26 protein-coding genes are annotated in these 26,136 nt (G+C 62.2%); 18 read left to right on the forward strand and 8 right to left on the reverse strand.

Translation table 11 applies throughout. The features are described 5' to 3' along the window. Nucleotides 1–282 precede the first annotated feature (282 nt). Nucleotides 283–540: a CrpP-related protein gene (locus GA0061105_RS09090; RefSeq protein ID WP_064693741.1), complete on the forward strand. Its 258-nt coding sequence runs from the start codon at nucleotides 283–285 to the stop codon at nucleotides 538–540. On the opposite strand, the gene pncB is transcribed toward GA0061105_RS09090, so the two are convergent. From pncB to GA0061105_RS09125, 7 genes are all read right to left on the reverse strand, one after another. Further along, nucleotides 522–1,826, reverse strand: coding sequence for a nicotinate phosphoribosyltransferase (gene pncB / locus GA0061105_RS09095; protein ID WP_064693369.1), 1,305 nt, complete (start codon nucleotides 1,824–1,826; stop codon nucleotides 522–524). The genes GA0061105_RS09090 and pncB overlap by 19 nt on opposite strands. A 186-nt stretch (nucleotides 1,827–2,012) precedes the next feature. Then, on the reverse strand, nucleotides 2,013–2,402 hold the full coding sequence (locus tag GA0061105_RS09100) for a hypothetical protein (RefSeq protein ID WP_092749544.1): 390 nt from the start codon (nucleotides 2,400–2,402) through the stop codon (nucleotides 2,013–2,015). A 148-nt stretch (nucleotides 2,403–2,550) separates the two neighbouring features. Further along, complete coding sequence (locus tag GA0061105_RS09105) at nucleotides 2,551–3,507, reverse strand: 2-hydroxyacid dehydrogenase (protein WP_092749546.1); 957 nt, start codon at nucleotides 3,505–3,507, stop codon at nucleotides 2,551–2,553. Nucleotides 3,508–3,515: 8 nt separating this feature from the next. Continuing rightward, a complete protein-coding gene (locus tag GA0061105_RS09110) occupies nucleotides 3,516–5,153 on the reverse strand; it encodes an ABC transporter ATP-binding protein (protein ID WP_092749548.1) in 1,638 nt (545 codons plus the stop codon). Next, nucleotides 5,150–6,298, reverse strand: coding sequence for an ABC transporter permease (locus GA0061105_RS09115; RefSeq protein ID WP_092749550.1), 1,149 nt, complete (start codon nucleotides 6,296–6,298; stop codon nucleotides 5,150–5,152). The genes GA0061105_RS09110 and GA0061105_RS09115 overlap by 4 nt, the downstream gene beginning before the upstream one ends. After that, nucleotides 6,298–7,386: a microcin C ABC transporter permease YejB gene (locus tag GA0061105_RS09120; protein ID WP_064693364.1), complete on the reverse strand. Its 1,089-nt coding sequence runs from the start codon at nucleotides 7,384–7,386 to the stop codon at nucleotides 6,298–6,300. The genes GA0061105_RS09115 and GA0061105_RS09120 overlap by 1 nt, the downstream gene beginning before the upstream one ends. Before the next feature lie 150 nt (nucleotides 7,387–7,536). Further along, nucleotides 7,537–9,369: an extracellular solute-binding protein gene (locus tag GA0061105_RS09125; RefSeq protein ID WP_092749552.1), complete on the reverse strand. Its 1,833-nt coding sequence runs from the start codon at nucleotides 9,367–9,369 to the stop codon at nucleotides 7,537–7,539. A 251-nt stretch (nucleotides 9,370–9,620) separates the two neighbouring features. Here GA0061105_RS09125 and mepA point away from each other — a divergent pair, with 251 nt between their 5' ends. From mepA to GA0061105_RS09155, 6 genes are all read left to right on the forward strand, one after another. Continuing rightward, nucleotides 9,621–10,697, forward strand: coding sequence for a penicillin-insensitive murein endopeptidase (gene mepA, locus GA0061105_RS09130; protein ID WP_092749554.1), 1,077 nt, complete (start codon nucleotides 9,621–9,623; stop codon nucleotides 10,695–10,697). 86 nt (nucleotides 10,698–10,783) lie between these two features. Beyond that, nucleotides 10,784–11,164 (forward strand): methylglyoxal synthase, encoded by a 381-nt coding sequence (locus GA0061105_RS09135; protein WP_064693361.1) that lies wholly within the window; start codon nucleotides 10,784–10,786, stop codon nucleotides 11,162–11,164. Between the two features lie 17 nt (nucleotides 11,165–11,181). Beyond that, complete coding sequence (locus GA0061105_RS09140) at nucleotides 11,182–12,207, forward strand: glucokinase (protein WP_092749556.1); 1,026 nt, start codon at nucleotides 11,182–11,184, stop codon at nucleotides 12,205–12,207. A 146-nt stretch (nucleotides 12,208–12,353) separates the two neighbouring features. After that, nucleotides 12,354–14,141: an ABC transporter ATP-binding protein gene (locus GA0061105_RS09145; protein WP_092749558.1), complete on the forward strand. Its 1,788-nt coding sequence runs from the start codon at nucleotides 12,354–12,356 to the stop codon at nucleotides 14,139–14,141. A gap of 19 nt (nucleotides 14,142–14,160) precedes the next feature. After that, nucleotides 14,161–14,985: a 4-hydroxy-tetrahydrodipicolinate reductase gene (gene dapB / locus GA0061105_RS09150; RefSeq protein ID WP_092749560.1), complete on the forward strand. Its 825-nt coding sequence runs from the start codon at nucleotides 14,161–14,163 to the stop codon at nucleotides 14,983–14,985. Between the two features lie 21 nt (nucleotides 14,986–15,006). Further along, nucleotides 15,007–15,642 carry a 2,3-bisphosphoglycerate-dependent phosphoglycerate mutase gene (locus tag GA0061105_RS09155; RefSeq protein ID WP_064693357.1) on the forward strand — a complete coding sequence of 212 codons (636 nt, stop codon included), beginning with the start codon at nucleotides 15,007–15,009 and terminating at the stop codon, nucleotides 15,640–15,642. A gap of 41 nt (nucleotides 15,643–15,683) precedes the next feature. Here the strand turns inward: GA0061105_RS09155 and phnF are convergent, their stop codons facing one another. Continuing rightward, complete coding sequence (phnF, locus tag GA0061105_RS09160; protein WP_092749562.1) at nucleotides 15,684–16,421, reverse strand: phosphonate metabolism transcriptional regulator PhnF; 738 nt, start codon at nucleotides 16,419–16,421, stop codon at nucleotides 15,684–15,686. A 109-nt stretch (nucleotides 16,422–16,530) separates the two neighbouring features. Here phnF and phnG point away from each other — a divergent pair, with 109 nt between their 5' ends. The 11 genes from phnG to phnE (GA0061105_RS09215) all read left to right on the forward strand — a co-directional run bounded on the left by phnG (nucleotide 16,531) and on the right by phnE (GA0061105_RS09215) (nucleotide 26,066). After that, complete coding sequence (gene phnG, locus GA0061105_RS09165) at nucleotides 16,531–17,007, forward strand: phosphonate C-P lyase system protein PhnG (protein WP_092749564.1); 477 nt, start codon at nucleotides 16,531–16,533, stop codon at nucleotides 17,005–17,007. Further along, nucleotides 17,007–17,615 carry a phosphonate C-P lyase system protein PhnH gene (gene phnH / locus GA0061105_RS09170; RefSeq protein WP_064693354.1) on the forward strand — a complete coding sequence of 203 codons (609 nt, stop codon included), beginning with the start codon at nucleotides 17,007–17,009 and terminating at the stop codon, nucleotides 17,613–17,615. The genes phnG and phnH overlap by 1 nt, the downstream gene beginning before the upstream one ends. A gap of 4 nt (nucleotides 17,616–17,619) precedes the next feature. Then, nucleotides 17,620–18,726: a carbon-phosphorus lyase complex subunit gene (locus GA0061105_RS09175; protein WP_092749566.1), complete on the forward strand. Its 1,107-nt coding sequence runs from the start codon at nucleotides 17,620–17,622 to the stop codon at nucleotides 18,724–18,726. Further along, nucleotides 18,723–19,598, forward strand: coding sequence for an alpha-D-ribose 1-methylphosphonate 5-phosphate C-P-lyase PhnJ (locus tag GA0061105_RS09180; protein WP_064693352.1), 876 nt, complete (start codon nucleotides 18,723–18,725; stop codon nucleotides 19,596–19,598). Before GA0061105_RS09175 ends, GA0061105_RS09180 begins: the two co-directional genes overlap by 4 nt. Beyond that, nucleotides 19,595–20,371 carry a phosphonate C-P lyase system protein PhnK gene (gene phnK, locus GA0061105_RS09185; RefSeq protein ID WP_064693351.1) on the forward strand — a complete coding sequence of 259 codons (777 nt, stop codon included), beginning with the start codon at nucleotides 19,595–19,597 and terminating at the stop codon, nucleotides 20,369–20,371. Before GA0061105_RS09180 ends, phnK begins: the two co-directional genes overlap by 4 nt. A gap of 31 nt (nucleotides 20,372–20,402) precedes the next feature. Then, nucleotides 20,403–21,110 (forward strand): phosphonate C-P lyase system protein PhnL, encoded by a 708-nt coding sequence (gene phnL, locus GA0061105_RS09190; protein ID WP_092749568.1) that lies wholly within the window; start codon nucleotides 20,403–20,405, stop codon nucleotides 21,108–21,110. Next, nucleotides 21,107–21,724, forward strand: coding sequence for a DapH/DapD/GlmU-related protein (locus GA0061105_RS09195; RefSeq protein WP_064693349.1), 618 nt, complete (start codon nucleotides 21,107–21,109; stop codon nucleotides 21,722–21,724). Before phnL ends, GA0061105_RS09195 begins: the two co-directional genes overlap by 4 nt. Nucleotides 21,725–21,841: 117 nt before the next feature. Beyond that, nucleotides 21,842–22,684, forward strand: a complete 843-nt coding sequence (gene phnC, locus GA0061105_RS09200) for a phosphonate ABC transporter ATP-binding protein (protein ID WP_092749570.1) — start codon at nucleotides 21,842–21,844, stop codon at nucleotides 22,682–22,684. A gap of 69 nt (nucleotides 22,685–22,753) precedes the next feature. Continuing rightward, a complete protein-coding gene (phnD, locus tag GA0061105_RS09205) occupies nucleotides 22,754–23,665 on the forward strand; it encodes a phosphonate ABC transporter substrate-binding protein (RefSeq protein WP_092749572.1) in 912 nt (303 codons plus the stop codon). Between the two features lie 68 nt (nucleotides 23,666–23,733). Then, complete coding sequence (gene phnE / locus GA0061105_RS09210; RefSeq protein WP_092749574.1) at nucleotides 23,734–24,714, forward strand: phosphonate ABC transporter, permease protein PhnE; 981 nt, start codon at nucleotides 23,734–23,736, stop codon at nucleotides 24,712–24,714. Then, on the forward strand, nucleotides 24,714–26,066 hold the full coding sequence (gene phnE, locus GA0061105_RS09215) for a phosphonate ABC transporter, permease protein PhnE (RefSeq protein ID WP_092749576.1): 1,353 nt from the start codon (nucleotides 24,714–24,716) through the stop codon (nucleotides 26,064–26,066). The genes phnE (GA0061105_RS09210) and phnE (GA0061105_RS09215) overlap by 1 nt, the downstream gene beginning before the upstream one ends. Nucleotides 26,067–26,136: the final 70 nt, after the last annotated feature.

Here is a 26,136-nt window from a genome sequence, read left to right on the forward strand (position 1 = left end):
GGGGGCGGACCCAGCCAGGAAGCCGGGCCTCCCCGTCACGCTCCAGTCCATCTCAACGGATGATAAGAGCGTCGCGCGAGCGCCTATCTCTTTGTCTTGATACATGTCGAACCCCGGAATCGCTGCAGCGTTGCGGGCGACAGGCATTAGGCCGAGCCGGGATCGTCCCAAAATAGCACATCGGGGCTAATCCTGTGAAAAACCGGAATGATCACATCCGGACTCGACAATGCTTCATTAGCATGATTGCATAAACCCATGGAACGGGAGGCCGGGGTGATGATGTTCGAGAATCTGCTTGAGATGCAGGAGCGCGGCGTGCGCGACCGTGCTCGTGGCCGCAGCCTGGCTGATAATCCTATGTCGAAGCCGGATATCCTGCCGATCACCGATCTGCAGGAATGGTATTCGATGTTCGACGCATGGCGTTTCGGCTGGTCGATCGAGGATGCGATGACGGGGCATATCGAGATGACCGGGCATATCGATATGCCCCGGAATGGCCGTGCCTCACCTCGTGCCTATACCAGGACAGTCTGATCGACCCTATCCTCTGCGCCGAAGAATTTCAGATAGCGTTCGACCTCGGCCGGTTCGCCGGTCGCCTTCTGCGGGTTGTCGGAGAGTTTCACGGCGGGGCGGCCGTTGGCGTCGCTGACCTTGCAGACGACGGAGATCGGATTGAGGCCGGAGATTTCGGTCGGCGCGCAGCCGGCAAAATCATTCGTCAGGTTGGTGCCCCAGCCGAAGCTCATGCGCACGCGGCCCTCGAAATGCCGGTAGGTATCGATGATGGCGTCGACGTCGAGACCGTCGGAGAAGATCAACAGCTTCTGGCGCGGATCGCGGCCCATCTTCTTCCACCAGTCGATGATCTTCTCGCCGCCTTCGATCGGCGGCGCGCTGTCCGGACGGAAGCCGGTCCAGTCAGCGACCCATTCGGGGGCGTCGCGCAGGAAAGCGGCGGTGCCGAAGGCATCCGGCAGGACGATCAGAAGGTTGCCCCCGTAGAGCTTGTTCCAATCCCGCAAGATCTTGTAGGGCGCGTTGCGCAGCTGCTCGTCGGTCTGCGCCAGCGCGGCGGCAACCATCGGCAGCTCGTGGGCATTGGTCCCGACCGCCTCAAGATCGGAATCCATCGCCAGCAAGACGTTGCTCGTGCCGGTAAAGGCCGGACCGATACCTTCCTTCAATGCCTCGACGCACCAGCGCTGCCAGAGGAAACTGTGACGGCGGCGGGTGCCGAAATCGGAGATGCGCAGGCCGGGCAGCTCCTTCAGCCGCTCGACCTTGGACCACATCTTTGCCTTGGCGCGGGCATAGAGCACATCGAGGGTGAAGGGACCGAGCGCCTTCATCGCCGAGCGCGAGCGCAGCTCATTGACGATGGCGAGCGCCGGGATTTCCCACATGGTGGTTTCTTTCCAGGATCCATGGAAATCCAGGACATACTGTCCGTCCTTCTTCGACAGCTCGTATTCGGGAAGCTGGAAGTTGGAAAGCCAGGCGAGGAATTCCGGCTCGAAGATCTGGGCGCGGCCATAGAAGCTGTTACCTGCAAGCCAGATCATCTCCTTCTTGGAGAGCCTCAGCGTGCGGGCGTGGTCAAGCTGTTCCCGCAATTCGCCTTCATCGATCTCTTCGGCGAGACGGACGCGCTTGGTGCGGTTGATCAGGGTGAAGGAGGCATTCACATCCGGATAAAGCTTCCAGATCATCTGCAGCATCAGCAGCTTATAGAAGTCGGTATCGATCAGGCTGCGGATGATCGGGTCGAGTTTCCAGGCGTGATTGTAGACGCGTCTCGCGATATCAGTCTTGGCCATGAGATTCCTGCCCCTGTCCACTCCGGTCAGGTGCTGCCAAGTTCTCAGGTGCTGCTAAGCTCCGGCCGGCGCACGAAACCGGCTCGTGCGCCTTCTTATCGAAAAATCGGCGGGAAAAGTCCAGACAAAACATAAACATCCCGCCGCGCGCTGGCGGCGGGAGGCGGGAGATCATCTGTCGAACGCTTACTGGGCCGGTGCCGCGGGCTGGGCCGGTGCCGCAGGTTGGGCGGGTGTCGCAGGTTGGGCCGGCGCCGCGGGCGTGGTATTGGCGGCAGGCGGCGTCTCGGTCGGGACCGCATTGCCGTTCTGCAGCGTCGGCGCCGGTGCTGCGTCCGATTGCTGGTCTTGGAGTTGCTGGCCGGGCTGCTGCGGCGCCACCTCGTCCGCCTCACGATTGCCCCAGATCTCGACCGGGATCCAGACCACAAAAGCAAGGATCAGCGCGACGAGCAGCACCGTCAGGATACGATAACCCATGCGTCCCTGCTTTGCCTGCACCGGCGGGATTTGCTGTTCCTCGTGAAGCTTGCCGTCGGATTTTTCCCAGCGTGTTTCCGTCTGATGCGCCATCATCGTCTCCTTCCGCTGCCTTGGCGGCCGATCAGGCCGCGAAGAACTTTCGCAAAGAAAAACGGGTGGCCCTCTGGAAGGTTCCGGGGCTCAAAGGTGCCGCGGTCTTTTCGGAATGCCAAATCGCTGCGCGCGTTCGCGCGAGAGGCCGTTAATATCCGACGGCGCGGTCGATCACGAATTGCAGCGGCTCGCCGCGTTCGAAGCGGGCGAGCTGCGTTTCCACATGGCGGAACAGGGCGTTTTCTTCTGAGACTGCCGCATCATGCGGGGTGATGAAGACGTTCTCCAACTCCCATAACGGGCTGTCGGCGGCGAGCGGCTCCACTTCGAAAACATCGAGAGAGGCGCCGCCGAGGATCCCCTCCCTGATGGCCGTGACGATGTCGGCCTCGTTCTGGCTCTTGCCGCGGCCGGCATTGATGAAGACCGGCTGACCAAGCGCACCGCCGCGGCGAAGCTTCTTAAATAGCCCGCTATCATAAAAGCCCGTCGTCTCAGGCGTCAGCGGCAAGAGGCCGACAAGAATATCGGTCTTGGCGAGAAAACTGCCCAGTTCGCTCGCATCGAAGGTCTCGATGCCGTCGATTGCCTTGCGGGTGCGCGACCACCCGATGACGTTGAAACCCATCACTTTCAGTTTGGCGACTGCATCCTGGCCGAGAATTCCAAGACCCATGACGCCGACGGTCACCTCCGCCGCTTCCGGCCCTATCAATTTTGCCCATTCGCGCCGCCGCTGCTTGATGTCATGGGCATATTGCGCGCGCAGATGCATCAGGCACTGCATGACAACCCATTCGCTCATCCGGGTCGTCAGGCTGCGGTCGACGAAACGGACGATCGGAATATCAGGCAGGCCGGCCATGCCGATGATGTGATCGACACCGGCACCGCCCGAGAAGATGACCTTGAGGTTGGGCGCCCGGCTGAAAAGGTCGGCGTCCGGCTTCCAGAGAAGAGCATATTCGGCAGCATGGAGATCACGCGCGCGGTCGGCCGGATCGGCGAGATTGATGCTGCCGCGATCGGGAAACGCCGTCTTCAGCGCACGGGCAACACCTTCGGGATTGAATTTGATATCGACGAGAACGGGAGGTGCGGACATGGTCTTCTTTACTGCTGTACGGCGGGCGTCGGCACCGCCTCGATATTGAAGGCGGCCGCCATCAGCGCTTTGGTGTAATCGTGCTTCGGCGCACGGAAGATTTCCGCGGATGGCCCCTGCTCCACCACCTTGCCGGAACGCATGACGATGACGTCGTTGGCGAGCGCCTTGACCACCTTCAGGTCATGGCTGATGAAGAGATAGGCTAGGTCATGCTTCTTTTGCAGATCCCGCAGGAGATCGACCACCTGGGCCTGCACGCTCATGTCGAGCGCGGAGGTCGGCTCGTCGAGCATGACGAAACGCGGCTTCAGCACCATGGCGCGGGCTATCGCGATGCGCTGGCGCTGGCCGCCGGAGAATTCATGCGGATAACGCCAGCGGGTCAGGGGATCGAGGCCCACCTCCTCCAGCGCCCAGCATACCCGCTGGTCGCGCTCCTCGGCGCTCAAGGCGCGCTCATGCACCTTCAGCCCTTCGGCGATGATATCGCCGACCGACATGCGCGGGCTGAGCGAGCCGTAGGGGTCCTGGAAGACGATCTGCAGCTGGTTGCGCAGAGGCCGCATCTCATTGAATGAATAGCCGGCTATATCCTTGCCGACAAAGGCGATACGGCCTTGCGAGGAAATCAGCCGCGTGAGCGCCAGGCCGAGCGTGGTCTTGCCGGAACCGGATTCGCCGACGACGCCGAGCGTCTGCCCGGCGCGCAGCGAAAGATCGATGCCGTCGACCGCCTTGACGTGGTCGACGACGCGGCGCATCAGCCCCGCCTTGATCGGGAACCAGACGCGGATATCGGAGCCTTCCATCACCACCGGCTTCGACGGATCGGCAAGCGGCGGCTCGCCGCGGGGTTCGGAAGCGAGGAGGTGGCGGGTATATTCGTGCTTCGGATTGGCAAAGACCTCCTCGACCGGTCCGGTCTCGACGATCCGACCCTTGGTCATGACGCAGACGCGGTCGGCGAATTTGCGCACAATGCCGAGATCATGGGTGATGAACAGCAGCGACATGCCGTGCGCCATCTTCAACTGCCGGAGCAGTTCGAGGATCTGCGCCTGCACGGTGACGTCGAGCGCCGTGGTCGGCTCGTCGGCGATCAGCAGTTCCGGCCGGTTGGCAAGCGCCATGGCGATCATGACCCGCTGGCGCTGGCCGCCGGAGAGTTCGTGCGGATAGGCCTTCAGCCGCTTCTCCGGCTCGCGGATGCCGACCTGGTTCAAAAGTTCCAGCACGCGTTCACGCGCCGGCTGGCCGGTGAGACCCTGGTGCAGGGCGAGGATCTCGGCGATCTGCTTCTCGACCGTATGAAGCGGATTGAGCGAGGTCATCGGCTCCTGAAAGATCATGGTGATGTCGTTGCCGCGCACCTCGCGCAGCGCCCGCTCCGACGCCTTCAAGAGATCATTGCCCTTGAACAGGATTTCGCCGGAGGGATGGCTTGCCGATGGATAGGGCAAAAGCCGCAGGATCGAATTGGCCGAGACCGACTTGCCGGAGCCGGATTCACCGACAAGCGCCACGACCTCCCCCTTGGCGATATCGAAGGAGATGCGGTCGACGGCAAGCGAGGTCTCGCCGCCCTGGTGGAAGGCAACCGAGAGATCGCGGACGGAGAGGAGCGGTTCTGTCATGTCATTCATTGAAACGTCTTCCTCGGATCGAAGGCGTCGCGCACGGCTTCACCGATGAAGATCAAAAGGGAAAGCATGATCGACATGGCGAAGAAGGCCGTCAGCCCCAGCCAGGGCGCCTGCAGGTTGCTCTTGCCCTGAGCGATCATCTCGCCGAGCGAGGGGGAGCCCGGCGGCATGCCGAAGCCGAGGAAATCGAGCGAGGTCAGCGTCGTGATCGAGCCGGAGAGGATGAAGGGCAGGAAGGTGAGCGTCGCCACCATGGCGTTCGGCAGCAGGTGGCGCCACATGATGGCGCCGTTGTTGACCCCGAGCGCACGGGCGGCACGGACATATTCGAAATTGCGGGCGCGCAGGAATTCGGCGCGCACCACGCCGACGAAGCTCACCCAGGAGAAGAGCAGCATGATGCCGAGCAGCACGAAGAAGCCGGGCGGCAGAATGGCTGCGATGATGAGCAGGATATAAAGCACCGGCATCGACGACCAGATCTCGATGAAGCGCTGCAGCAGCAGATCGGTCAAGCCGCCGAAATAGCCTTGCACAGCGCCCGCCGTCACACCGATGATCGCCGAACAGATGGTCAGCGCCAGGCCGAACAGCACCGAGATGCGGAAGCCGTAGATGACGCGCGCCAGCACGTCACGCGCCTGGTCGTCGGTGCCGAGCCAGTTGAGATTGCCGAGCGTGCAGGCGGGATCGTTCGCCCCTTGCGGATAGCCGGAGCAGCGTTCCTCCTTGGTCATCAGCCAGAAGGGGGCGGTCGGCGCCGAATGCGGAATGTTCGAGTTGACCGAGCGGTAGGAATAGCGGATCGGCGGCCAGATCATCCAGCCATTGGCGTTGATCTCGTCCGATATCACCGAGGAGCGATAGTCGGTTTCGGCGAGGAAGCCGCCGAATTTTTCCTCGGGATAATCGATCAGCACGGGAAACAGGATCTCGCCTTTATAAGAGGCGACGATCGGCCGGTCGTTGGCGAGGAACTCGGCAAACAGGCTGAGCACGAACAGCAGCAGGAAAAGCCACAGTGACCAGTAGCCCCGGCCGTTCGCCCGGAAATTCTGCCAGCGGCGAATGTTGGTCGGCGAAAGCAGGCCCTTGCGCGGCGGCTTGACGGGGGTTGCCGTGGCGGGCTTTGCGGCGGTGTCCATCAGACATCCCTCCGCTCGAAATCGATGCGCGGATCGATCCAGGTGTAGATCAGGTCGGAAATCAGGCTGACGAAGAGGCCGAGCAGCGAGAAAATATAAAGTGTGGCGAAGACGATCGGATAATCCCGGTTGACGACCGAGAGATAGCCGAGGCGGCCGAGGCCATCGAGCGAGAAGATATTTTCGATCAGCAGCGACCCGGTGAAGAAAGCCGAGATGAAGGCGCCGGGGAAACCGGCGATGATGATCAGCATGGCATTGCGGAAAACATGGCCGTAAAGCACCTGCCGTTCATTGAGACCCTTGGCGCGGGCGGTGACGACATATTGCTTCTTGATCTCCTCGATGAAGGAATTCTTCGTCAGGAGCGTCGTGGTGGCGAAGGCGGCGAGCGAAAGCGAGATCAGCGGCAAGGTGAGGTGCCAGAAATAATCGAGTGGCTTCTGCCACCAGGCGAGCTGATCGAAATTGTCGGAAACCAGGCCGCGCAGGGGAAACCAGTCGTAGAAGGAGCCGCCGGCGAAAAGCACGATCAGCAGGATACCGAAGAGAAAGCTCGGCACGGCATAACCGATGACGATGATGCCCGAGGTCCAGACGTCGAAGGTCGATCCATCCTTGACCGCCTTGCGAATGCCGAGCGGAATGGAGATGGCGTACGAGAAGATCAAGATCCAGATGCCGAGCGAGATCGACACTGGCAGCTTCTCCTTGATGAGGTCGAGCACCGAGGTGTTGCGGAAGAAGCTCTCGCCGAAATCGAAGCGGATGTAATTCCACATCATTTCGCCAAAGCGCGTCAGCGGCGGCTTGTCGAAGCCGAACTGTTTTTCGAGCTTGGCGATCAGTTCCGGATCGAGCCCCTGGGCGCCGCGATATCTGGAGCCTTCGTCCCCTCCTCCATCACCCATCAGGTCGCCGCCTCCCGACAGTCGCTGGTCGGCGCCATCGGCCTGGCCGGTCAATTGCGCGATCACCTGCTCGACCGGACCGCCGGGGGCGAATTGCACGACGATGAAAGATATCGCCATGATGCCGATAATGGTCGGGATCATCAAAAGCAGGCGGCGAATGACATAGGCGCCCATCAGCCTTCGGCCTCCGGAAATCTTCTTCTTGTCTGCCTGCCGTCCAGTCTAATGCCGCTCAATCCGCCAGCCTTCCCTTGCCGGCCCTGCCGGCTTGTCGTGATTCGATTGTGCCATTTGGAGCCCAGAGCCCCACCATTGCAAGCCCGCTCATTTTGCCGAGGCCGACCACCAGGCATCGGGGAAGCCAAGGCTGTAAGCCGGGAATTCGGCCGGATGGGTGATCGTGTTCCAATAGACGATGTTCTGGGTACCGCGGTAGAACAGCGGGATGACGTAATGGTTTGCAAGCAGGACCCTGTCCATCGCCTTGATCGCCGCGACCTGTTCATCGCGGTTCGGCGCGAAGATGATCATGCGGATGAGTTCGTCGACCGCCGGATTGGCAATGCCGGCATAATTTTGGGACCCTTGCTGATTGACCGAAGCGGATCCCCAATAGTCGACCTGCTCGTTGCCAGGGTTCATAGACTGCGCCCAGACATTCCAGATCATGTCGTAGTCGAAGCTGCGTTCGCGATTGACGGCTTGCGATGCATCGACTGTCCGCACCCGCGCATCTATGCCGATTTTCTTGAGATTGTTGGCATAAGGCACCGCCCAGCGCTCCAACATAGGGCTCGACAACAGTATCTCGAAGCTCATCGGCTGGCCGGTCTTGGTGTTGACCATGCGGTTGCTCTTGATCTCCCAACCAGCTTCTTTCAGCAGTGCAATCGCCTTGCGAAGGTTGTCGCGGCTTTTCTGCGGGTCACCGCCGACGGGATTGGTGTACGGCGTCGTGAAGACCTCGGGCGGAACCTTGTCCTTCATGCCCTGCAATATTTCCAGTTCACGTCCCTGCGGCAGGCCGGAAGAGGCAAGCTCGGTGTTCCAAAAATAGCTGTCGATGCGCTTGTAGCTGTTGAAGGCAACCGTGCGGTTCAGCTCCTCGAAGTCGAAACCGTAGTTCAGCGCTTCGCGGACCCGCTCGTCCTTAAACAGATCACGCCGCATATTGGGCACGAGAGCCTGCAGGATTCCGGTGGAGCGCAGCGGGTTTGCAACCTCTTCCTTCTTGACGCGTCCTTCCTTCACTGCGGGGAAATCATATCCCGTCGCCCAGCGGGCAGCTGTGGTTTCCTGCCAAAAGTCGCTGTTGCCGGCGCGAAAGGCTTCGAACTCGACGTCCCGATCACCGAAATAGGTGTAGATGATGTTACGGAAATTGTTCTGGCCGACATTCACATTGAGATCCTTGCCCCAATAGTCGTCGCGCAGTTCATAACGGATCGTCGCTCCGGGCGAGAAGGATGCAATCTTGTAAGGTCCGGACCCCATCACGGGCTCGAGCGTCGTCTTTGAAATATCGCGGGGCTTGCCGTCCGGTCCCTGCCCCTCCCACCAATGTTTCGGCACGACAACCAACTGGCCGAGAATGTTCGGAAGCTCGCGATTGTTCTTCTCGTCGAAAGTGAAGGTGATATCGCGATCGCCGGTCTTTTCGGCCTTTACTACGTGCCGATAGTAGTTCGCGGTGACGGGATTGAGCTCCTTGGTCTTATCCAGGCTGAAGATGACATCCTCGGGCGTGACCGGCTGCCCGTCCGCCCATTTTGCCTCCCTGCGCAGGCGAAAGGTCGCACTCGAAACATCGGCGGGGAAGGACAGCCCTTCGGCAAGGAGGCCATAGGACACAAGCAGCTCGTCATCGGCGGGCTTCATCAACGTGTCGTATACGCGCGTCAGGCCTACCGCCGTCTGGCCTTTGGCAAGCAGCGGATTGAACGTATCGAAGGCGCCGCTCGCGGAAAGGCGCAGATCTCCGCCCTTTGGGGCATCTGGATTGACGTAGTCGAAATGCGCAAAGCCCGGCTTGTACTTCATCTCGCTGATGACCGAGCTTCCGATCTGAAACGGCTGATCCTCAGCCATAGACGAGATCGGGACGAGAGCACCCGCAAGCGATAGAATCAGACCGATCCTCGACCACAAAGCCGCCATTCCCAGTTCCCCTGAATATTGATGGATTCGACAATACGAGAAATAGGGGCGAAAAACAGGAGAGAGTTTGGTTTTTGCCTGGCTCGCGAATTTTTGAGCCGTAAACTCCTGTCAAAGAGCCGCTCCGATGGCGCTGCGGCGATCTGCCCGGCTTCGCGCGCGCGCCCGCCACCAAATCATCGATTCACCAAAATCGCTTTTCACGATAGATTCGCAGGCAAATCACTTCGGCATCGATTTAAGGGAAGAGCATGGCTTTCGGCTTCGCGCAGGCTTTCAGAACATTCGGCAGACTGGCGCTTGCCGGCGCGATCGGCGCAGGCCTTGCCGCCGGCGACGTCGGCGCACAGCAGAAAACGCCAAGCCCAGGCAGCGCCAAGGCGCTATTTGCAGGCGCCAGCCTGCCGACGCAGGGGCCGGCGCAGCCGATAGGTTTCTATGCAAAGGGCTGCATGACCGGTGCGGTTGCGCTGCCGACCGACGGGCCGACCTGGCAGGCGATGCGGCTTTCGCGCAATCGCCGCTGGGGCAATCCGGCGATGATCGCGCTCCTGGAGCGGTTTTCGCAGGATGCGGTCAAATATGCCGGCTGGCCGGGCATCCTCGTCGGCGATATTGCGCAGCCGCGCGGCGGGCCGATGCTCAACGGCCATTCCTCGCACCAGATCGGCCTCGATGCCGATATTTGGTTCACCCCGATGCCGGCGCGCCGCATGACGGCCGAGGAGCGCGAGGACCTGCCCTTCATCAGCATGCTGCAGAAAGACAAGTTCCTCACCGTCAACCCCAAGGTATGGAGCCAATCGCGCGCGCGGCTTTTGATGCTGGCGGCGAGCTATCCCGAAGTGGAGCGGATCTTCGTCAATCCGGCGATCAAGAAGAAAATGTGCGATACCTGGACTGGCGACCGCACCAATCTTGGTAAGCTCCGGCCGATATACGGCCATGACTCGCATTTCCACATCCGCATCAAATGTCCGCCGGGCGCTGCCGGATGCACGCCGCAAGCCCCTGTCGCCTCAGGAGACGGCTGCGACAAGTCGCTCGCCTATTGGTTCACGCCGGCCCCCTGGGCGCCACCGAAGCCGCCCAAACCCGGCGCCAAGCCGCCAAAGCCGCCGCGTGAGATGATGGTCTCCGATCTGCCGAAGGCTTGCGCCGCGGTGCTCGATGCCGCTTCCGTCGCCTCGATGCAGGCCGCCACCTATGGCGGGCCCTCTGCCGCAAGCGCGCTCGCCGCCGCTCCGGCAGCCGCGCCGGCTGACGACATCGATGAGGCGTTGCCGGATGTCGGCCCGATCCCGAACGACAAGCCGGCGCTCCAATGAGGCGGCGGATGCACTGTCTTTCAAATCGCAAATTCTTGGTATAAAGCGATCAAATCGATTGAATTGAAGGGGCGGAGATTCACTTCATGGCCGGCAGCAAGTGCCTCGCGCTGATCGCGCATGACCAGAAGAAGGATGACATGGCCGCGTTCGCCCGCGCCAACCAGGACCTTCTCTCGCGCTGGAAGATCGTCGCTACCGGCACGACCGGTGGGCGCGTGCTCGACGCCGCCCCCGACCTCAACGTCATCAGGCTGAAAAGCGGACCGCTCGGCGGTGATCAGCAGATCGGCGCGCTGATCTCGACCGGCGAGGTCGACGCCCTGATCTTCTTCGTCGACCCGCTGACGCCGATGCCGCACGATGTCGACGTGAAGGCACTGATGCGGCTGGCGATCGTCTACGACATTCCGATGGCGCTCAACCACGCGACCGCTATAAAGCTCCTTCCCACACTCGAAGCCTGATCAGCACGGAACCGGCCATGCCCAAACCGAACCACAGCACCGCTCCGCTGCCTTTCCCGATCCTGATCGGCGATATCGGCGGCACCAATGCCCGCTTTTCCATCCTGACCGATGCCTATGCCGAGCCGAAGCAGTTTCCGAATGTGCGCACGGCCGATTTCGCCACGATCGACGAAGCGATCCAAAAAGGCGTGCTCGACAAGACAGCGGTGCAGCCGCGTTCGGCGATCCTCGCTGTCGCCGGTCCGATCAACGACGACGAGATTCCTCTGACCAATTGCGACTGGGTGGTGAGGCCGAGAACGATGATCGACGGCCTCGGTATCGAGGACGTGCTTGTTGTCAACGATTTCGAGGCGCAGGCGCTCGCGATTGCCGCCCTATCGGATGAAAACCGCGAACGCATCGGCAATGCCGCCGGCGACATGATCGCCTCCCGCGTCGTGCTCGGCCCCGGCACCGGCCTCGGCGTCGGCGGACTCGTGCACGCCCAGCACAGCTGGATCCCGGTTCCGGGCGAAGGCGGCCATATCGATCTCGGGCCGCGCAGCAAACGCGACTATGAACTCTTCCCGCATATCGAGACGATCGAAGGCCGCGTTTCGGCCGAGCAGATCCTCTGCGGACGTGGCCTCGTCAATCTCTACAACGCCATCTGCGTCGTCGACGGCATTCAGCCGACGATGAAGGATCCGGCCGACATCACCTCGCACGCGTTAGCTGGCAGCGACAAGGCGGCGGTCGAGACCGTCTCGCTGTTTGCCACCTATCTCGGCCGCGTCGCTGGCGACATGGCGATGGTGTTCATGGCGCGCGGCGGCGTCTATCTCTCCGGCGGTATCTCGCAGAAGATCCTCCCGGCGCTGAAGAAGCCGGAATTCCGACAGGCCTTCGAAGACAAGGCGCCGCATAGCGCGTTGCTTCGCACCATTCCCACCTATGTGGTGACCCATCCGCTGGCAGCGCTCGCCGGGCTTTCCGCCTATGCCCGCATGCCGGCGAATTTCGGCGTCTCGACCGAAGGCCGCCGCTGGCGGCGCTGACCCCTGCCCAAGGCGGGCAGAGCGTCGGTCGCGCCCGGTGTCGCACACGCGGCGCTCTAGCCAAACCAGTCCCAACTCTTTATAGAGCCGGCAACAGCGCGCGCCGTGGTCAAGAGGCGCCTGGCACAAGACAGGAAAACTCATTTTTGGAAGCCGTGGAAAGCAGAAAGCAGAGCGTCAGCAGCGATACCGTGACCGGCATCCTCAAGCGCATCATCGCTGAAAACGGCCGCGACCATCTCTGGGGTTATGTCTTCGCGATCGCCTGCCTCGTGGTCGTGGCGCTTTCGACGGCGTTCACGGCCTGGATCATGCGGGCGATCATCGACGAGGCTTTCGCCAACCGCCGCGCCGACGTCGTCTGGATCATCTGTCTTTCGATCTTCGTCGCCTTCGTGCTGCGCGGCTTTGCAAGCTACGGCCAGGCCGTAGCGCTTTCCAAGGTCGGCAACAATATTGTCGCCCGCTATCAGCGCCGTCTCTATGCGCATCTGATGACGCTTTCTGTCGGCTATTTCAGCGAGGCACGGTCGGCCCATATCGCCGCGCAAGTGAGCCAGAACGTCAGCGGCATCCGCGACGTGCTCAACCTGACGATCACCTCAACGGTGCGCGACCTCCTGACCTTCGTTTCGCTGATCGGCGTGATGGTCCTTCAGGACCCGCTGCTGAGTCTCGCCGTGTTCATCATGGCGCCGCCGCTGCTCTATGCGCTGCGTTATGTTTCCAAGCGGCTTCGCTCGGCAACCCGCGAGGCCGTCCATCTGAACAGCCACGTGCTGGGCGCCATGCAGGAGACGATCCAGGGCATTGCCATCGTCAAAGCCTTCACGATGGAAGAGGAGCTGGAGAGCAAGGTCAACAAGCTCATCACCGCCGCCGAGAACCGGGCGAACCGGATTGCCCGGCTTTCCGAGCGCACCTCGCCGCTGACGGAGAGCTTCGCCGGGTTTGCCGTCGCCAGCGTGCTTGCCTATGCCGCCTATCGCTCGATCTATTACAATGTAGCCCCGGGCGCCTTCTTCTCCTTCGTGACGGCGCTGCTGCTTGCCTATGATCCGGCTCGCCGCCTCGCGCGCCTGCAGGTGCAGATGGAGCGCGCCGTCGTCAACGCGCGGATGATCTACGAATTGCTCGACATGGAACCGCGCCAGCGCGACCTTCCGGATGCCCGGCCGCTGACGGTGACGCAGGCGCGCATCGAGTTCCGCAATGTTTCCTTCGCCTATGGCAACGAGAGCGTGCTCAGCGGCGTCAGCTTCGTCGCCGAGGGCGGGGCGACCACGGCGCTCGTCGGCCCTTCGGGTGCCGGCAAATCCACCGTCATAAACCTCATTCCGCGTTTCTACGATCCGCGCGAAGGGGAAATCCTGATCGATGGACAGGATATCGCCCACATCACCAAAAAGTCGCTGCGTCAACAGCTCGCCTATGTCTCGCAGCAGCCCTACCTGTTCGAAGGCACGATCCGCGACAATATACGCTATGGCCGGCCGGACGCGACCGATGCCGAGGTTGAGGATGCTGCCCGGCTTGCCTATGCGCATGATTTCATCTCGGCCCAGCCGCAGGGCTACGATACGCCAGTCGGTGAAAACGGCGTGACGCTTTCGGGCGGCCAGCGTCAGCGGCTTTCCATCGCGCGCGCACTGGTGCGCAACGCGCCGATCCTGCTCCTCGACGAAGCGACTTCCGCGCTCGACACCGAATCCGAGGCGGCCGTGCAGAAGGCGCTCGACGAGGCGATGACCGGGCGCACCGTCGTCGTCATCGCCCACCGGCTTTCGACCGTGGTACGCGCCGACAAGATCGTCGTCATGCAGCAGGGTCGGGTCGTCGAGGAAGGCAATCACGAGACGCTTGCGAAGGTCAGCGACGGTCTTTACGCTCGCCTCAACAACCTCCAGAGGCCTTCGGCCTCCGATTCAAACTGAGCTGATACGAGAGACCGAGATGAGCGATGCTGCGATGAAACTGGTGGTGGTCGGCGCAGCAGGGCGCATGGGGCAGACGCTGATCCGGCTCATTCATTCCATTGGGGGCGCCACCCTGCATGCCGCCGTCGAGCGCGCTGGCTCGCCCTTCGTCGGCAAGGATGCCGGCGAGATCGCAGGCCTCGGCCCGACCGGCGTCATCATCGGCGACGACCCGCTTCAGGCCTTCCTGCATGCCGAAGGCGTGCTCGACTTCACCTCGCCTGCCGCAACCGTGGAATTCTCCGGCCTTGCCGCACAAGCCCGCATCGTCCATGTCATCGGCACGACCGGCTGTTCGGCAGACGACAACGCCAGGATCGCCGCAGCGGCCCGCCATGCCCGCGTCGTCAAGTCGGGCAATATGAGCCTCGGCGTCAATCTGCTCAGCGTGCTGGCCGAGCAGGCGGCGCGAGCGCTCGATCCTGTTGATTGGGACATCGAGATCCTGGAAATGCACCATAAGCACAAGGTGGATGCGCCCTCAGGCACTGCCCTTCTGTTCGGCGAAGCGGCGGCCAAGGGCCGCAATATCGATCTCGCCTCGAAATCGGTCCGAGTGCGCGACGGCCATACCGGTGCCCGCGAGGCCGGTACGATCGGCTTTGCGACGCTGCGCGGCGGCTCCGTCATCGGCGAACATTCCGTGCTTTTCGCAGGCGAAGGCGAAATCGTCACCCTGTCGCACAGCGCGGCCGACCGCTCGATCTTCGCGCGCGGCGCCATCAAGGCGGCACTCTGGGCGCGCGACAAGAAGCCGGGTCTCTATTCCATGCTCGACGTGCTCGGGCTCTCTTCCCAATAAGGATACTACGGAGGCATATTCATGAGCGGTACCCTCGTCCTCGTTCGCCACGGCCAGAGCGACTGGAACCTGAAGAATCTCTTCACCGGCTGGAAGGACCCGGATTTGACGGAACTCGGCATCCAGGAAGCCAATGCCGGCGGCGCCGCACTTGCCGAATACGGGATCAAATTCGACGTCGCCTATACCTCCGCACTCGTGCGCGCCCAGAACACGCTGAAGCTCATCCTCGACAAGGTCGGCCAGCCTGATCTCGAGACGATCCGCGACCAGGCGCTGAACGAGCGCGATTACGGCGACCTCTCCGGCCTCAACAAGGACGATGCGCGCGCCAAATGGGGCGAGGAACAGGTGCATATCTGGCGCCGTTCCTACGACGTGCCGCCGCCCGGCGGCGAAAGCCTGCGCGACACCGGCGCCCGTGTCTGGCCATACTATCTCACCGAAATCCTGCCCCGCGTGCTGCGCGGCGAAAAGGTGCTCGTTGCCGCGCACGGCAATTCGCTGCGCTCGCTGGTCATGGTGCTCGACAAGCTGAGCAAGGAAGGCGTGCTTGCCCTCAACCTCGCGACCGGCGTTCCCATGGTCTACAAGCTGAACGCCGATTCCACCGTCGCTTCCAAGGAAGTGCTCGGCGATATGTCCGGCGCGCACTGAAGCCGGCCGGTGCCAGCCGCAAGCGGCTGGCACACCACCTCTTAATTCTCAATGGTGAACTGCACCCGGTCGGCCGCAAACCGGCTGATCGAATATTGCACCGGCACGCCGTCGAGATCGGTGTTCATCGCCTTGGCGATCAGCAGGATCGCGCCGGGGGTGAGCTCCAGGTCGGCAAGGTCGGCTGTAGCAGCATGCGCTGCCGTTATCTCGGTCGTCGCCCGGACATAATCCGCCAGCCCGAGTTCGGCGAAAGCCTTGGTGATCGATTCATGCTTTCGGTAGGCTTCGCCGATCCCGGCGAAACGTTCGGCGGGAAACCAGCTCGTCGCCCTTGAAACCGGCTGCTTGTCAGCCTCGCGCAGCGTTTCCAGCCTGATCACCTGTGCCCCCGGCTTCAGGCCTAGCCTGCGACCAATCTCGGCGCTCGCCTCCTCCTTTGCCTCCTCGAGCAGAAGACCGCGCATCTCGCGCGCCTGCCCGCCGATGCCGGCGGTAAAGCGGGTGCGCCGGGTGATCGGGAAGTTGAAGCGCTCCTTGCGCTCGATCAGCGTGCCGCGGCCTTGTACCGCACGCACGATCCCCTCCTGCGCCAGCGCCGCGAGCGCACTGCGCACCGTGTGCCGGTTGACGCCGAATTGCAGCGCCAGCACCGTTTCCGCCGGCACCATTCCCGTTTCGTCATATGCTCCATTGCCGATCGCCTCGCGAATGCGATCGGCGATCTGACGCCAGAGCGCCACGCCTGTCTGCCTCTGAACCTGCTTAAGTCCCGCCATTCAGCCCTGCCTTGCTTACGATGTCATACGCTTGTCACGACACCGATTTAAGGCTAGGTATAGCTTGTACGGTTGTCTATATCAATAGACATTTGGAGGGAAGGCGGCGATGATATCAGCGGACAGGAAAGACGCTGCGTCACAGGCGGTGTCGACGCGCAAACGCGCCGCCGATCTGCTGGCGCGGGCGGAACGGAGCGAACTCCAGTCGGTCTGGGATGCGTTGCCGGAAAAGCCTCAGGCGCATCCGGTGCGCGGACCGGAAACCGGGCTGGTGATGGTGCGCGGACGCATCGGCGGCGGCGGAGCCCCCTTCAATCTCGGCGAGGTGACGGTGACACGCGCCACGGTGCGGCTCGACTCCGGCTCCATCGGCCACGCGCAGGCGCTCGGCACCGACCGCACGAAGGCACGGCTTGCGGCGATCTTCGATGCGCTCTGGCAGGAGGAGGCGACCAGGAACTTCGTCGAACAGGCGTTGCTTTCGCCGATTGCCGCACGCATCGCTGCTGCCGAACGCCGCAAGGCGGACGAGACGGCCGCCACCCGCGTCGATTTCTTCACCATGGTACGGGGAGACAACTGATGGGCCTCACGACGGATGCTTTGACCGGCGGCTTCACCGACCCGGTCTTTCATGCACAGAGCGTCTTCAAGATGCTGATGGACGGCATGGCCCGCCCCGGCGCCATTCAGAGCGTTGAGCCCGATATCGATCCGCCGGCACCGCTCGGCATTGCCGCCGGCACGATCGCGCTCACGCTTTGCGACCACGACACATCAGTCTGGCTTACCTCGGGACTGGCGAAATCCACGGTGCCGGAGTGGCTCGGTTTCCATACAGGCGCTCCGGTGACAGCCGAAAAGGCCGATGCGCGTTTTGCCTTCATCGAGGTGGGCACTGCGCTTTGTTCCTTCGGCCTCTTCGCATCGGGCACACAGGAATATCCCGACCGCTCGACGACTGTCGTCATCGAACTTCCCGAACTCGAGGGCGGACGCAAGCTGGCGCTGATGGGTCCGGGCATCCAGAGCGTCGCGGAGATCGCGCCGGTGGGGCTGCCGGAGACCTTCCTCAGGCTCTGGACCGAGAACCGTGCGCTCTTCCCGCGCGGCATCGACATCGTGCTGACATCGGGCAAGCGCTTCGTCTGTCTGCCGCGCACCACCAAGATCACAGCAACGGAGATCTGAGATCATGTATGTTGCCGTCAAGGGTGGCGAGGCCGCCATCGCCAATGCCCACCGGCTGCTTGCCGACCGCCGCCGCGGCGATCGCTCGCTGCCGGCGATCGGCATCGAGCAAATCGTCGAACAACTCGCTCTCGCCGTCGACCGCGTCATGGCCGAGGCCTCGCTTTTCGACCGTACGCTTGCAGCACTCGCCGTCCGTCAATCGCGCGGCGACATGATCGAGGCGATCTTCCTGTTGCGCGCCTACCGTACGACGCTGCCGCGTTTCGGTTACTCCAAACCGCTCGACACGGCTGATATGACGATCGAACGGCGGATCTCGGCGACCTACAAGGACCTGCCGGGCGGCCAGCTTCTCGGGCCTACTTTCGATTATACCCACCGGCTGCTCGATCCCACGCTGCTTGAAGACGAGGCGGTCGAGGCGCCTGTGCAGCGTGCAGCCGAGACCGGCCGCGTCATGCGTGTCTCCGAGATTCTGGGCGAAGAGGGCCTGATCGAGGCCGACGGCGACATGCCCGAGGATCACGAGATCGGCGATCTGACCCGCGAGCCGATGGAGTTCCCGATGACCCGTGATCTGCGCCTGCAGGCGCTTTCCCGCGGCGACGAAGGCTTCCTGCTGGCGCTCGGCTATTCCACCCAGCGCGGCTATGGCCGGAATCACCCCTTCACCGGCGAAATCCGCATCGGCGAAGTCGAGGTGGAATTCGACGTGCCGGAACTCGGTTTCGCCGTCTCACTCGGCGTCATCCAAATCACCGAGTGCCAGATGGTCAACCAGTTCAAGGGGTCGGCCAAGGCTCCGCCGCAATTCACCCGCGGCTACGGCCTGGTCTTCGGCCAGAGCGAACGCAAGGCGATGGCGATGTCGCTTGTTGATCGCGCGCTACGCGCCGAAGAACTCGGCGAGGATATCGTCGCGCCGGCGCAGGACGAGGAATTCGTCATCTCCCATTCCGACAATGTCCAGGCGACGGGCTTCGTCGAGCACCTGAAGCTGCCGCATTATGTGGACTTCCAGGCCGAACTCGATCTCGTCCGCCGCATGCGCCGCGAATTCGAAGCCTCCCGCAGCAGCGGCGAAGACATGAAGGAAGCCGCCGAATGAGCGATCTCGCCAGCTACAACTTCGCCTATCTCGATGAACAGACCAAGCGGATGATCCGCCGCGCCATCCTGAAGGCGATCGCCATTCCCGGCTATCAGGTGCCTTTCGCCAGCAGAGAAATGCCGATGCCTTACGGCTGGGGCACCGGCGGCGTGCAGGTGACGGCCTCGATTATCGGTCCTGACGACGTGCTGAAGGTCATTGACCAGGGCGCCGACGATACGACCAACGCCGTCTCGATCCGCGCTTTCTTTCAGAAGGTCGCCAATGTCGCGGTCACGACGCATACCGGCGAGGCGACGATCATCCAAACGCGCCACCGCATCCCGGAGGAAAAACTTAGGCCCGGCCAGGTGCTCGTCTATCAGGTGCCGATCCCGGAACCGCTGCGCTTCCTCGAACCTCGCGAAACCGAGACGCGCAAGATGCATGCACTCGAGGAATACGGCCTCATGCATGTGAAGCTCTATGAGGATATCGCCCGCAACGGCCGCATCGCCACGACCTATGCCTATCCGGTCAAGGTGCATGGCCGCTACGTCATGGACCCCTCGCCGACGCCGAAGTTCGATAATCCGAAGATGCACAGGTCGGAGGCGCTGCAGCTTTTCGGCGCCGGCCGCGAAAAGCGCATCTATGCCGTGCCGCCCCATACCGATGTCGTCAGCCTGGACTTCGAAGACCACCCCTTCGAAATCCAGCGCTTCGGCAAACCTTGTGCGCTCTGCGGCGCAGAGGAGGTCTATCTCGACGAGGTTATCCTCGACGACAAGGGCGGGCGCATGTTCGTCTGCTCCGATACCGACCATTGCGAAGATCGCCGAGCACAGGGGCATGCCGGCGAAATGCTCGCCCGGGAGGCTGCAGAATGACCGACACACCGCTTCTCAAAGTCAACGATCTCTCGAAATTCTACGGCAATCGCATCGGCTGCCGGAACGTCTCCTTCGAGCTCTGGCCCGGTGAAGTTCTCGCCATCGTCGGCGAATCCGGTTCGGGCAAGACGACGCTGCTCAACTGTATCTCCACCCGGCTGATGCCGACGACGGGCAGTGTCGAATACCACATGCGCGACGGCAGCTACCGCGACCTCTACCGCATGAATGAGGCCGAACGCCGCTTCCTGATGCGCACCGACTGGGGTTTCGTGCACCAGAACCCGGCCGACGGGCTGCGCATGACCGTCTCTGCGGGCGCCAATGTCGGTGAACGGCTGATGGCGATCGGCGACCGGCACTACGGCAAGATTCGCTCTGCCGCGATCGACTGGCTCGAACGCGTCGAGATCGACGCCGACCGCATCGACGATCAGCCGCGCGCCTTTTCCGGCGGCATGCGCCAGCGGTTGCAGATCGCCCGCAACCTCGTCACCGGCCCGCGTCTGGTCTTCATGGACGAGCCCACAGGCGGCCTCGACGTGTCGGTGCAGGCCCGCCTGCTCGACCTGGTGCGCGGCCTCGTCAACGATCTCGGCCTCTCGGCCATCATCGTCACCCATGATCTTGCCGTCGCCCGCCTGCTCTCGCACCGCATGATGGTCATGAAAGACGGCTATGTCATCGAACAAGGGCTCACCGACCGCGTGCTCGACGATCCCAGAGAACCCTACACGCAGCTGCTCGTCTCCTCGATCCTGCAGGTCTGAACTCTCGTTAGAAACCAGGAAAGAAGAAATCATGCCAACGCCCCTCGTCGTTTCCGAAGTTTCGAAGAGCTTCACCATGCACCTGCGCGACGGCATCAGACTGCCCGTCGTCTCCGAGGTCGCCTTCTCGGTGTCGTCAGGCGAGTGCGTCGTGCTCGGCGGCCCCTCGGGCATCGGCAAGAGTTCGCTGCTCAAGATGATCTACGGCAATTATGCCGTCGATACCGGCCAGATCCTCATCCGCCATGACGGGCGGATCGTCGATCTCGCCGCCGCCGATCCGCGCACTGTGCTCAATGTCCGCCGCGATACGCTCGGCTATGTCAGCCAGTTCCTGCGCACCGTGCCGCGGGTCGCGGCGATCGACGTGGTGGCCGAGCCGCTGGTGGCCCGCGGCGAAGAAACGGTTGCGGCTCGGGAAAAGGCCGGCGCCCTGCTCGCCAGGCTCAACCTGCCGGAAGCGCTCTGGCAGCTTCCGCCCGCCACCTTCTCCGGCGGCGAGCAGCAGCGCGTCAACATCGCGCGCGGCTTCATCACCGAGCACACGATCCTGCTTCTCGACGAACCCACAGCCTCGCTCGATGCCCGCAACCGCGCCGTCGTCGTCGACATGATTGCGGAAAAGAAACAGGTGGGCGTCGCCCTTCTCGGCATCTTCCACGACGAGGAGGTTCGCGAGGCGGTCGCCGACCGCATCCTCGACGTCCAGCAGTTCTCGCCTGGAAAGATCGCCGCATGAGCCGTAAGCTGGGCACCGAACCCTATTTTCACGAAACGGCCGAGGTCAGTGACTCCACCTTCGGGCGCTATACGGAGGTCTCCGAGCGCTGCCGCATCAGCGAGGTCACCTTCGGCGACTATTCCTACATCATGCAGGACGGCTCCATCTGGTGCGCGACGATCGGCAAGTTCGTCAATATCGCCGCCGCCGTGCGCATCAACGCCACCAACCATCCGACCTGGCGGGCGACGCTGCACCATTTCACCTATCGCGCCGCCGATTATTGGCCGGACGGCGACATGGAGGAAGACTTCTTCGCCTGGCGGCGCTTGAACCGCGTGACGATCGGCAACGACGTCTGGATCGGCCATGGGGCGACGATCCTGCCGGGCGTCAGCGTCGGCAACGGTGCGGTGATCGGCGCCGGCGCCGTCGTGTCGAAGGACGTCGCGCCCTACACGATCGTCGGCGGCGTGCCGGCCAAGCTCATCCGCGACCGGTTTTCGAAAGCGCTCGGAGAACGCATGGACAGGCTCGCCTGGTGGGACTGGGAACACGACCGGCTGCGCCTGGCGCTTCAGGATTTTCGCAACCTTAGCGCGGAAGATTTCCTTGTCCGCTACGGCGGCTAAACCTCCGATATAGGCGCGGAGAATTGTGACAAGACTTACACAAATTTGACATTTGAGGTTCATCAGGCGGGACTAATGCGATCCTGACCAAGGGCCGGAGTGCAAGGGAAGAGCATGATGTTCGCGCTGAAGGATGTCACACGTCGTTTCGGGAATAAGCTCGCCGTCGATGCCGTTACACTCGATATTCCCCAGGGCCAGATGGTCGGCATAATCGGCCGCTCCGGCGCCGGCAAGTCGACGCTCCTGCGTATGATCAACCGTCTGCAGGAGCCGAGCTCGGGCTCCATTCATTTCGCCGGCGTCGAAGTCTCCGGGCTTCGCGGCCGCGCGTTGCGCAGCTGGCAACGCGACTGCGCGATGATCTTTCAGCAGTTCAATCTGGTACCGCGCCTCGATGTTTTAACAAATGTCATGCTCGGCCGCCTCAATCACCGCTCGACACTTCTCAGCCTGCTCAGCATCTTCACCCGCGAGGAGCGCATTCACGCCATCGCCGCGCTCGAACGCCTCGGCATCGAGCAGACGGCGCTGCAGGCGGCGGGCACGCTTTCCGGCGGCCAGCAACAGCGCGTGGCGATCGCCCGGGCACTCATGCAGAACCCGAAGATGGTCCTCGCCGACGAGCCGATCGCCTCGCTCGACCCGCTGAACGCCAAGATCGTCATGGATGCGCTGCGCGATATCAACGAGCGCGAGGGCATCACCGTCATCACCAATCTGCACACGCTCGACACCGCCCGCAACTATTGTGAGCGCATCGTCGGCATGGCCGGCGGCCGCGTCGTCTTCGACGGCAAGCCCTCGGAGCTGACCGCGGAAGCAGTCAAGGAAATCTACGGGACGGACAAGGACGGCGCCGGCATCGACGAAACGGTGACCTCAACCAGCCTCGACTCCGCGCGTCGCGCCGAAAACGCATCATCCGGCATGATGGCCAAAGCCGCCGCCATGCATTGAACCGATTCCGGCCGACGGGACAACGGCCGGAGAACCAACTGACAAACCACGTCACAAAAGGAGACTTCCATGTCTGCATTCCGCAAGATCCTGATGGCAACCATCGCCGTGGCCGCCCTGGCCGGCAATGCCGCCGCGCAGGATGTCAAGGCCCTCCGCATCGGACTCGATGGCGGTGAAAACGAGGCCGACCAGGTTCGCCGCACCGAGTGCGTCAAGCCGGGCTTGATCGCTGCCACCGGTGTTTCCGAAGTTCAGCTCTTCCCGTCGCCGAACTACAACGGCGTCATCCAGGGCCTGCTCGGCGGCACGATCGACCTCGCCGTCATGGGCGCCGCCTCATACGCGGCGATTTATATCAAGGATCCGAACGCCGTTACCCCGGTTCTGACCACGAAGCAGGCCGACGGTTCGACCGGCTACTATTCGATCATGGTTGCCCGCAAGGATTCCGGCATCAAGACGCTCGCCGACGCCAAGGGAAAGAAGCTCGGCTTCGCCGATCCCGACTCCACCTCCGGTTACCTCGTTCCGAACGTTGCCCTTCCGAAAGACACCGGCGCTCCCGTCAAGCAGTATTTCTCTGAAACCGGCTTCGGCGGCGGTCATGAGAACCTCGTCCTCGGCGTTCTCGACAAGAAGTTCGACGTCGGCACCACCTTCGGGTCCGGCCAGGGCGAGTGGGCGCAGGGCTACACCTCCGGCAACCTGCACCAGATGGTCGCCAAGGGCCTGCTCGACATGGACGATATCGTCGAGGTCTGGAAGTCGCCGCTGATCCCGAACGGTCCGCTGATGGTTTCCCAGAAGCTGCCGGCCGATCTCCAGAAGAAGGTTACCGCCTACTTCGCCGAGCTGCCGAAGACAGACAAGAGCTGCTTCGAATCGTTCACCGGCGGCGGCTACGTTGACTGGGCGCCGGTCGACCAGAGCTTCTACCAGACGATCATCGATGCCCGTAAGGCCGTTATCGGCGGCTGATCCTCAGTCTGAACAGTCTTGCGGCGGCATCATGATGGTGCCGCCGTTTTCCAAGAAGGAAGCCACAAATGGCGCACTCGGCCGGCGCGGACCCTCTCAGCGGATTGCAGGAGAGCTCCCGCACCATCCTCGATCATTATCAGAGCCAAGTCCGAACCCGGCGGATCTATACCGTCGTTTCAATCGTGGTCTTCCTGATTATCCTCGGCGCCTCGCTCGACTTCGCCAACAGCGCCAATTCGGGCAAGTTCTTCGAACGCCTTCCCTATTTCTTCGATTTCATGAAGAGTTTCGTGCCGGACAGCCCGTTGGAGATCTTCCGCGCCATGTTCGACCTGCCGTCGCCCTTTTCCGACGGCTCCATAAAATACGACTATACGAGCGACCGCGTCTGGATCACCGACAGTTTCTATATCCCGAATTTCTTCTACCAACTCGCGATCACGCTCAACATCGCCATCGTCTCCACAATTCTCGGTGCGAGCGGAGCGTTCCTGCTCTGCTTTTTCGCTTCCACCAATCTGGTCGGTGCCGGCGTCACGCGCTGGATTGTCCGGCGCATTATGGAAATCATGCGCGCCTTCCCGGAAATCGTCGTCGCCGGTCTTCTCGCGGCGATCCTGTCGATCGGTCCTATCTCGGCGATCATCGCGGTCTGGATCCACACCGTCGGCGCGCTGGGAAAGCTGTTCTTCGAAGTGGTCGAGAATGCCGACATGAAGCCGGATGAAGGCCTGCGCGCCGTCGGCGCCGGCTGGATCGAGCGGGTGCGCTTCGCCATACTGCCGCAGGTCCTGCCTAACTTTGTCTCCTATACGCTGCTGCGCACCGAGATCAACGTAAGAGCCTCGACCATCATCGGCGCTGTCGGCGGCGGCGGCATAGGCGAGGTCTTCAGCCTGTCGATTGGCCGCGACCATGCCGCCAAAACTTACGCGATCATCATCCTGCTGCTGATCACCGTCATTTGCGTCGACCAGTTCTCCGCTTGGCTGCGCCGCCGGCTGATCGGCAAGCAGTCCTTCGAATTCGGCCGGGGAGCGGCGTGATGTCCTCTGTTCTGACGATCGACGCCGCCAAGCGCAACCGCCTGCTGGCTGCCTATCCCGACGTCTTCCATCGCAGCTTCATGCAGCGCTGGGGCTTCCCCCTCATTTTGGCGGCGGTCCTTGTTTACCTTGCCTTCTGCTTCGCCTTTTTCAACGTCATTCCGACTTTCGTGAACGGCAACTGGGACCGTGCTGGGATCTATGTCCAGGACTGGTATTCCTGGCGCGCCCAGCCACGCTTGCGTTTCCAGAACGATCAGGTCGTTCCGCAATGGACAAGCCGCCGCCAGTATCCCGAGGGCGCCGATATCGATTGGCTGAAGCCTAGTGCCGACGGGAGCAGATACATTGTCACCTTCGGCAGCGACGGCGACCGTCTGGAAGTAAGCCCGAACCGCGTCGACGTCTATGTCGACGGCAAGCTCTATCCCGTGGCCATTACCCGCGACCGCGCCTCCCTGCCAGCCGACGCGCCAGCCCAGATGCAGCAGGACGACAACAAGGTGAATGTCTATTACGGCTTTGCCGGACAGGCAGAAATCCGCACCAGCCAGGTTTATGTGCAGCGCCGCTTTCTCGGCTGGGCGAATTTCTTCTTCGATACCCAATCTCCCTTCTGGGGCCGCAGCCTGCCCGAGGTGATCGGCCTGATATTCTCCGGCGAACGGCTCGTTGCCGATCAGAGCAATGCTTCGCTGGCGTCGGACAACTTCCTCAACAATGCGAGCTGGCAGCACGGCGACATCCTGTCGAAACTGATGCAGACGCTCGTCATGGCCTTTGTCGGCACGCTGTTCGGCACCCTGGTCGCTTTCCCGCTCGCCTTCATCGCCGCGCGCAACATTACCCGCAGCCGCGCCGTGAACTGGGGCACGAAACGGCTCTTTGACTTCCTGCGCTCGATCGACATGCTGATCTGGGCACTGTTCTTCACCCGTGCCTTCGGCCCCGGGCCGCTTCCAGGGATCGCGGCAATCTTCTTCACCGATACGGGCGCACTCGGAAAAGTCTACGCCGAAGCTCTCGAGAACATCGACGACAAGCAACGCGAGGGCGTGAAGTCGGTGGGTGCGGCGCCGGTCGCCGTCCAACGTTTCGGCGTCATCCCACAGGTTCTGCCGGTCTTCATCTCGCAATCGCTCTACTTCTGGGAATCGAATACCCGCTCGGCGACCGTGATCGGTGCCGTCGGTGCGGGCGGCATCGGCCTCAAGCTGCTGGAATCCATGAAGACCAATTCGGACTGGGACAAGGTCGCCTATATGGTGCTTCTGATCCTCCTGGTGGTCTTTGCCTTCGACAATCTCTCGAATGCGCTGCGCTCGCGCGTGATGGGCAAAAAGAACCACTGACGAGCTGCCGCATCATCATTCTGTCACGGAAATCTTTTAGCCGGGGAGCCTGCTTGCGGTTCGCCGCCAA

Source organism: Rhizobium aethiopicum (assembly GCF_900094625.1).
Taxonomy (GTDB): domain Bacteria; phylum Pseudomonadota; class Alphaproteobacteria; order Rhizobiales; family Rhizobiaceae; genus Rhizobium; species Rhizobium aethiopicum.